The organism is Streptomyces sp. ACA25 (assembly GCF_028200735.1).
Classification (GTDB): domain Bacteria; phylum Actinomycetota; class Actinomycetes; order Streptomycetales; family Streptomycetaceae; genus Streptomyces.
Genome location: NZ_JAQKPV010000018.1, coordinates 58661 through 65723, shown reverse-complemented (window position 1 = coordinate 65723; position 7063 = coordinate 58661). Strand labels below are relative to the sequence as shown.

Sequence of the window (7063 nt, the reverse complement as noted above, 5' to 3'; positions counted from 1 at the left end):
GTACGGTCGTGCCGGGCTGCTGCGTCATCGACGCGACGGTGCGGTGGAAGGTGTTGCGCTGCGACTCCAGGCCGGCTGCCTGCTCGTAGGCGGCGTCGATGGTGAGGTCGACCCGCAGTCCTTCCTCGGGGCCGCGGGTGACGGTGACCGCCAGGTCCTCGGCGGTGCCGCCGGTGGACAGCAGGTGTTCCGTCGCCGGAAGCCCCGCGAAGGTGGACTGTTCCTCCGCGGCGAGCACATTGACGACCGGGCCGAACTGCCGTCGGCCGTCCGCCGGCCAGCCGATGTCCCGCAGCAGCTCCGACGCGCCGTACCGCTGGTGCCACTGGGCGCGCAGCACCTGTGCGGCGACCCGGGACACCAGCTCCTCGCAGGTTTCGCCGGGGTCGACACGGCAACGCAGCGGCAGCACGTTCGCCGTCATCCCCGGCACCCGCCGGGCTTTGGCGCTCAGCCGCCCGGTCACCGGGAGGCTGAGCAGGACATCGGGGTCGCCCGTCAGCCGGTACCGGTGCAGCACGGCCGCGCCGATCACGGCCTGCTGCCAGGACACTCCGGCCCGCTCGCTGAACCGGCACAGCCGGGTGAATGTCTCCCGGCCCAGGTGGGACACGTCCCGTGCGATGCGGAACGCGGGCTTCCGGGCCGCGCCGGGCCCCGGCGGGCGCACGGCGTCAGCCATCACCGTCTGCCAGTGGGCGCGGTCCCTGCCGTGCGCGGCGGAGTGCGGGTATCGCTCCTGCTCGTCGAGCAGCTGCCAGAACGAGCCGAGCGGGGTGCCGCCGTCCCCGCTCCCGGCCAGGCGGGCGTAGATCTCCCCGACCCGGCGCCGGAGCAGGCCCGCGGAGTACCCGTCCCGGATCAGGTGGTGGGTACGGCTGAACAGGACGGTGCGCTCCGGACCGAGCCGCAGGATCACGTGCCGCAGGAGCGGCCCCCGCTCGAGGTCGGCCACCGTGTCCATGTCCGCCCGCATGAACCGCTCCGCGGCCCCGGCCGGATCGGGCTCCCCGCTCAGGTCGAGCACCTCGGCCGAGTACGCCACCTCGGGAACGAGGTACTGGGCGGGCACCCCGTCCGTCTCGGTGAAGCGCAGGCGCGCCGTCTCGTCCTCGGCCACCAGCGCTTCCGTGGCGGCGGCGAGCAGCCCCGTGTCCAGGGGGCCGCGGACGTCGAGGTAGCCGCCCATGTTGAACACAGGGCTGGTGGGGGCGAGGCGCTGGGCGTACCACACCCCCAGTTGCGCTGCACTGAGCTGCCTGCTGCCGGCTTCTGGGCCAGACATGCCGTGCTCCTTACGGATCGGTGTAACGGGGGGGTGATGCCGGGCGAGGTGTCAGGGGGTGCGCACGGCGAGGTCCAGGAGGTGCTGGACGGTGGTCACCTCGGAGATCTGGTCGTCGTCGATGGGGTTCTGCCACGCCGTCTCCGCGTTGACGAGAACCTCCACGAGGGAGAGCGAGTCGACCCCGAGATCGTTCTCGAGGTGATCGGTGGCGGTGATGAACTCCGGTGCCTCCGGCACGATGTCTCTGATGAACCTGCTGATGTCGGCCAGCAGGGTCGCGACATCGGCGGTGCCTGCCGGACCAGGGGCCAGGGGGGTGGGGGCGAGGCGCCGGTCGGGAAGGGTCTGCACAGAAGTGTTCACGGTCGCTCCTGGGGTGCTTGGCGGTGGTTGTCACGGGGCGTCGAGCAGAGGAATACCGGTGGGCACCGGTGGATTCCGGGGGTGATCGTGCTCGTCATCCAATCCGCCGCGGCACCTGTGAGGCGGCAGTTCTTCCGGCACTCGGGGAGCAGTTGAACGGAAGTCACGCGGTGCGCGTCGTACCGGCCGGGACCGGGAGCGCCGACTGCACCGCCCGCACCAGGTGCAGGACCTGGAACTGCGCACGCGCCGCCCCCTGGAGCGGGCGGACGGCTCCGCAGAGCAGCAGATCCCGCACCGTGCGGCCGCAGTGCCGCAGCGATTCCCCGGTCAGCCGCTCGACATCGTCCAGGGTGAACTTCCCTTGGCCGCAACCGCACAGGGCGTCCAGCAGCGCCCGGTGACCGCGGGGAAGCCGGGCGAGCCGTCCGGACAGCGCGTCCCGGAAACGGCCGCTGTGCTCGCTGTCGGCGAGGTGATCCAGGTACGGCGTGGGGTCGTTGCCCAGCCGGCGGCACAGCATCGGCAGGTCGTAGAGCGCCAGCCAGGAGGCCGCCGCCCGCAGGGGTCCGGGCAGCCCGTCGAGGCGTCGGCAGACCTCGGCGATGCCCTCCAGATCCGTCGCAGTGGGGGCGAACCCGGGCCGTACGCGGCGTGCCTGGTCGAGGAAGACGTGCACGGCGGGATGATCCGCCCCGGCCTGCGGGGCGGTGACCGACGGGCCACCGTCGCACGGCACCTCCAGCGGCGCGAGCAGGAAGGGCCGCTCGCCCGGGATGTCCCACGGGCCCTCGGAGGTGACGAGCAGCCGCAGGCCGGGACAGTCCCGCAGCAGCCGGTGGAGCAGACCGGTGTCCGGGGTGGCGGGCGCGCCGTCGATGACCAGCAGGGCGGGCCGGTCCCCCAGGAGCTCCGCGACCGTGTTCCCGTCGGCCGGCGACGGAACCGGGCTCCGCTGCCCGGCCGCGCCGTCCCCGAACAGTCCGGTCACGAGGGCGGTCAGCGGAGCGGTCAGCGCGCTGTCCGCCTGGCTGAGGTAGTCGGCTTCGGTGCCGGGGCAGGGGCACCACAGGACCGGCAGTCCGGCCTCGCGGTGCAGCCGGCCGGCCACCTCCAGGGCCAGCCGGGTCTTGCCGACGCCGCTGATGCCCACCACGTTGACCAGCCGTTCGGCGCCCGAAGCGAGCTCTCCCGTGATGACCCCGGTTTCCGTCTCCCGGCCCACGAGCGGCAGCGGGGCCGTGGGGGGAGCGGGGGCCTCGGCCTCGAAGTCGTGGCCGCAGCCCGCGCCGGTGCGGCCGTGACGGGCGGCGGCCTCCAGCGCGGTGCGGGCCCGTGGACCCAGGCGGAGCCCCTCGGCGATCAGACCCACCGTGTCGGTACGCGGTCTCCGCACCCGGTCCTGCTCCAGATCCCGGATGGCGCGGACGCTGATGGTCGACAGATCGGCCAGCTCACGCTGTGTCAGTCCGATGCGGAGGCGATGGCTGCGGATGAGTGTGCCGAGCCGCGGCACGTCCTCCCGGGTGCCTGCGGTGGCCGCTCCAGTGTCCAGGACGAGTGTCATCACGGATGCTCCTGCCGTTGCCGGGTGGGACCCGGAAGAGGTGCCTGTCAACAGAAAGACCAGGTCAAGGGTCTGCTGTTCGGTTCCGAGTTGCCTCTTATCGTCCACGGCGGGCTATCGGCCGGGCATCGCCCGGACAACGGAACGCGGCCCGTCCCTATCACCGGCACCGGGCTCCTTCCGCCGGCCGGCCGGGGCACCGCGAGGGGATAGCGAGGGGATAGCAGCGGAGATAACCCGGGGATTCCGGCTCTTCCTAACGTGTGACCCACGACATACGCAGCGCACCGCACTTCGGAGGGATCCCCATCGTGACCATGACCACCATGTACCGGACCGCACTCGTGACCGCGGCGTTCTCCGCCACCACCCTCCTCGGGGCGCAGGCCTCCGCCGCAGCCGCCGGCCAGCAGCCGGCGCACACCGCGCAGAGTCAGGCGTGGGAGCTCGTCGCGGCCGGTGCTCCCGGCAACGACCCCTGGGACTCCGCGGCCCCGCTGAACGACCCCTGGGACTCGGCCGCCCCGCTGAACGACCCCTGGGACTGCTGAACCCGGAACCGCGTCACCCCCCCCGACCGGACGCAGCCCCGGTCAGCCCGCCGGACTCAGCCCGGCCCCGCTCCCGGCCCGCCGCTCTCCGGCCGGCCCCGCGACGTACGGTCCGCTCCCGCCGGGCCCCCCGTCGGACAGCAGCGACTCCAGCAGCGCCTGCGTCTCCTGCCACTCCGGGGACATGTTCCGGTCGCGGAACGTGAAGGCCGCTTCCTCCAGCAGGTCCCTGGCACCCGTGCCCTCGCCCATCCGCCCCAGCAGCCGGGCCAGATCCAGGCGGATGACCGCCGCGCCGCCGTGATCCATGATCTGCTCACGGACCGACAGCGCCCGGTCGAAAAAACTCCTCGCCTCCCCGTACCGTCCCCGGACGGCGTGCACCTGGCCGATGTCCCGCAGCAACTGCCCCTCGCCGATCACATCGCCGCTGTGTCGGCACAGCCGCAGCACCTCGGTCAGCGTCTGCTCCGCCTGCTCGTGGTCCCCGCGCTGGAGCAGGACCTGCCCCACGCGCCGCATGGCACGGGCCAGCCCGCCCTCGTATCCGACCGACCGGTATATCGCCAGTGCCTCGTCCAGCTGGGTCTGCGCGGTGACGCCCTGCCCCCGGCGCATCCAGATATGGGCCCGCTGGGTCAGGACGGTGGCCCGCCCGACGATGTCCTCGGCCCGGTCGAAGTCCCGCAGGGAACGCGCGTAGAGCTCGAGAGCTTCGTCATCGTTCCCGTGCAGCCGCGCCAGCAGGGCCAGGTCGCGCCGGCACAGCGCCAGCCCCTGCGCGTCGTCGAGCTCGGTGAACAGCTCCAGCGCCGAGCCGAGGGTGTCACTGGACTCCTGATGCTGCCGCCGGGTGAGATGGAGCGAGCCGAGCGAACCCAGGACGGCCGCGCAGCCCCGCTTGTTGCCCGCCAGCTGCACCGCGCCCAGCGCCGTGCGGTGCGTGCGCTCCCAGAGGTCGAGATAGCCGCGCGCCTCGAACAGGGTCACCAGGGTCGTCGCCAGGTTCCAGCACACCTCGTCCAGCTGCTCACGGGCCGCGTGCTCCACAGCCTGGGTGAGGTTGGCGTGCTCGCTGTCCAGCCACTCCACCGGGTCGGCGAGCAGCTCATCGGTACAGGCGGCGGGCGGAGCCCAGCGCGGGGCCGTGCCGTGCAGCAACGTGTAGTCGCCCCCGTAGATCCGCCGGTGCGCCTGCTCCGCCAGCGACATCCAGCCTCCCAGCATCCGCTGCGTCGCCGCCGACTGCACGGCGGGACTGTCGTGCAGGGCCAGCTGCTCGCGGGCGAACACCCGGATGATCTCGTGGAAGCCGTACCGGAAACCGCCGATGCTCTCCACGCCGACGACATCCAGCATCTGCATGTCGACCAGCGGCTCCAGCAGGTCGGAGGGGTACGGCCGGTCGTCGTCGAGCAGCGCTCCGGCCAGCCAGCCCGGCAGCGTCACCCCGCCGGCCAGGCTCAGCAGCCGCAGCAGCTGCTGGTCACTCGGCGGTAAACCGTCGTGCGTCAGCGACAAGGAGGCCCGCATCGTCATCTCGCCGTGGGTCAGCTCGTCCAGCCGGTGCCGCTCGTTGGCCAGCCGGTGGACCATCGACGCCAGCGACCAGTGCGGGCGGGCCGCCAGCCGGGCCGCGACGATCCGCAGCGCCAGCGGCAGACCGCCCACGGTCCGCACCAGAGCGTCCGCCGCCTCCCGCTCGTTCGCCACCCGCTCGACGCCGAGGATGCGGCCCAGCAGTTCCAGTGCCTGCGCGCCGCCCAGCACGTCGAGTTCGACGCGGTGGGCGCCCGGCAGCCCGGTGAGCCGCGCCCGGCTGGTGACCAGCACCGCGCAACTGCTGCTGCCGGGAAGGAGCGCGCTGATCTGTGCCTCGGACGCGGCGTCGTCCAGCACGACGAGCAGCCGGCGCGTGGCGAGCAGCGTGCGGTACATCTCCGCCCGTTCGTCCAGCGCGTCGGGGATGACCGGGCCCGGGATGCCGAGCGCCCGCAGGAACCGTCCGAGCACCTCCGCCGTGGTGGCGGGCACGGACCCCGCGCCGCGCAGGTCGCAGTAGAGCTGTCCGTCAGGGAAGCTCGTCCGGCTCAGCCGGTGCGCCAAGTGGGTGGCCAGCGTGGACTTCCCGATTCCCGGCTTGCCGACGATGACCGCGACCCCCATGGCGCGGTGCGCCTCCCCGCCGGCCACTACCGCCTCGATGTCCCGTATCACCTGCTCGTCGGCGATGAAGTCAGCGGTGTCCGCCGGAAGCTGACGGGGCTTCTCCTCCCGGTGCGAAGTGTCCGCGGCCTCCGCGGCCTCCGAGGTCTTCGCGGTCTCCGAGGTCTCGGCCGGCGCCGCCGGGCTCCCGGACGCCGTGTCCGCCCGTGGTGGCTGTCCGGTCCCGGGGCGCAGCGCGGCGTCCCCGGAGAGGATCGCCGTTTCGAGCAGGCGCAGGTCCTCTCCCGGGTCCAGACCGAGCTCGTCGATCAGCAGCTCCCGGCCGGCCCGGTAGGAGTCGAGCGCCTCGGCCTGCCGCCCGGATCGGTAGAGAGCCAGCATCAGCAGGCCGCGCAGCCGCTCGCGCAACGGATGCTCGCGCACCAGCCGCTGCACCTCACCGACGAGCTGATGGTGGCGTCCCAGGTCCAGCTCCAGCTGCAGACGGGTCTCCAGGGCTGTCAGCCGCTCCTCGTCCAGCTGGTGCGCCTTGCTGCGCAAGGTCTCCCCGGTCAGGCCGCTCAGACAGGGCCCTTCCCACAGGGCGTCCGCCGCGCGCAGCAGGTCGGCCGCCTCCCCGTCGCGGCCCTCCTTCACCAGCACCCGCGCCTCGGCCAACTGCCGGTTGAACACGGTCATGTCCAGGCTGTCGGGTTCGGTGCTGAGGACGTACCCCGGCGGTCTGGTCGTGATCTGTGCGTCCACCCTCGACCGGGCGAAGACCTTGCGCAGCCGGGAGACACAGATCTGCACCTGGGTGCGCGCCGTGTCCGGAGGCTCGTCCTCCCAGATGAGGTCCACCAGATAGTCGGTGCCGACCACCCGGTTCGCCTCCAGCAACAGGGCCGCGAAGATCACTTCCTGACGTCCCGGCGGGATGCGCACCGGCCCGTCGGGGCCCGTCACCTGGAGGGGGCCGAGGATCCGGAACGCGTGCCGGCCGGATGCGCTCGGCCCCGACCTCAACGATTCGGTCATGCGTCTCCCACTCCGGGGGCATGGCAACGGTCGAGCAGCAAGGTCATGTGCAGCTCAAAGAGTCAGTGTCACCGAAAGGAGGTCTTACGTCCATGGGATGGAGACTGTGTG

At 72.5% G+C, this 7063-nt stretch carries 5 protein-coding genes; 1 reads left to right on the top strand and 4 read right to left on the bottom strand.

The window, feature by feature from the left end:
* The 3 genes from PJ985_RS21910 to PJ985_RS21900 all read right to left on the bottom strand — a co-directional run.
* Positions 1–1285, bottom strand: a 1285-nt coding sequence (locus PJ985_RS21910; RefSeq protein WP_271685604.1) for a condensation domain-containing protein, incomplete at its 3' end; no start/stop codon positions are given.
* 51 nt (positions 1286–1336) lie between these two features.
* Positions 1337–1651, bottom strand: a complete 315-nt coding sequence (locus PJ985_RS21905; RefSeq protein WP_271685603.1) for an acyl carrier protein — start codon at positions 1649–1651, stop codon at positions 1337–1339.
* Positions 1652–1814: 163 nt separating this feature from the next.
* Entirely contained in the window at positions 1815–3218 is a 1404-nt protein-coding gene (locus tag PJ985_RS21900) for a helix-turn-helix domain-containing protein (protein ID WP_271685613.1), read from the bottom strand.
* A gap of 311 nt (positions 3219–3529) precedes the next feature.
* Between PJ985_RS21900 and PJ985_RS21895 the strand changes: the two genes are divergently transcribed.
* A complete protein-coding gene (locus tag PJ985_RS21895) occupies positions 3530–3769 on the top strand; it encodes a hypothetical protein (protein WP_271685602.1) in 240 nt (79 codons plus the stop codon).
* A gap of 42 nt (positions 3770–3811) precedes the next feature.
* Here the strand turns inward: PJ985_RS21895 and PJ985_RS21890 are convergent, their stop codons facing one another.
* Complete coding sequence (locus PJ985_RS21890; protein WP_271685601.1) at positions 3812–6952, bottom strand: AfsR/SARP family transcriptional regulator; 3141 nt, start codon at positions 6950–6952, stop codon at positions 3812–3814.
* Positions 6953–7063 lie beyond the last annotated feature (111 nt).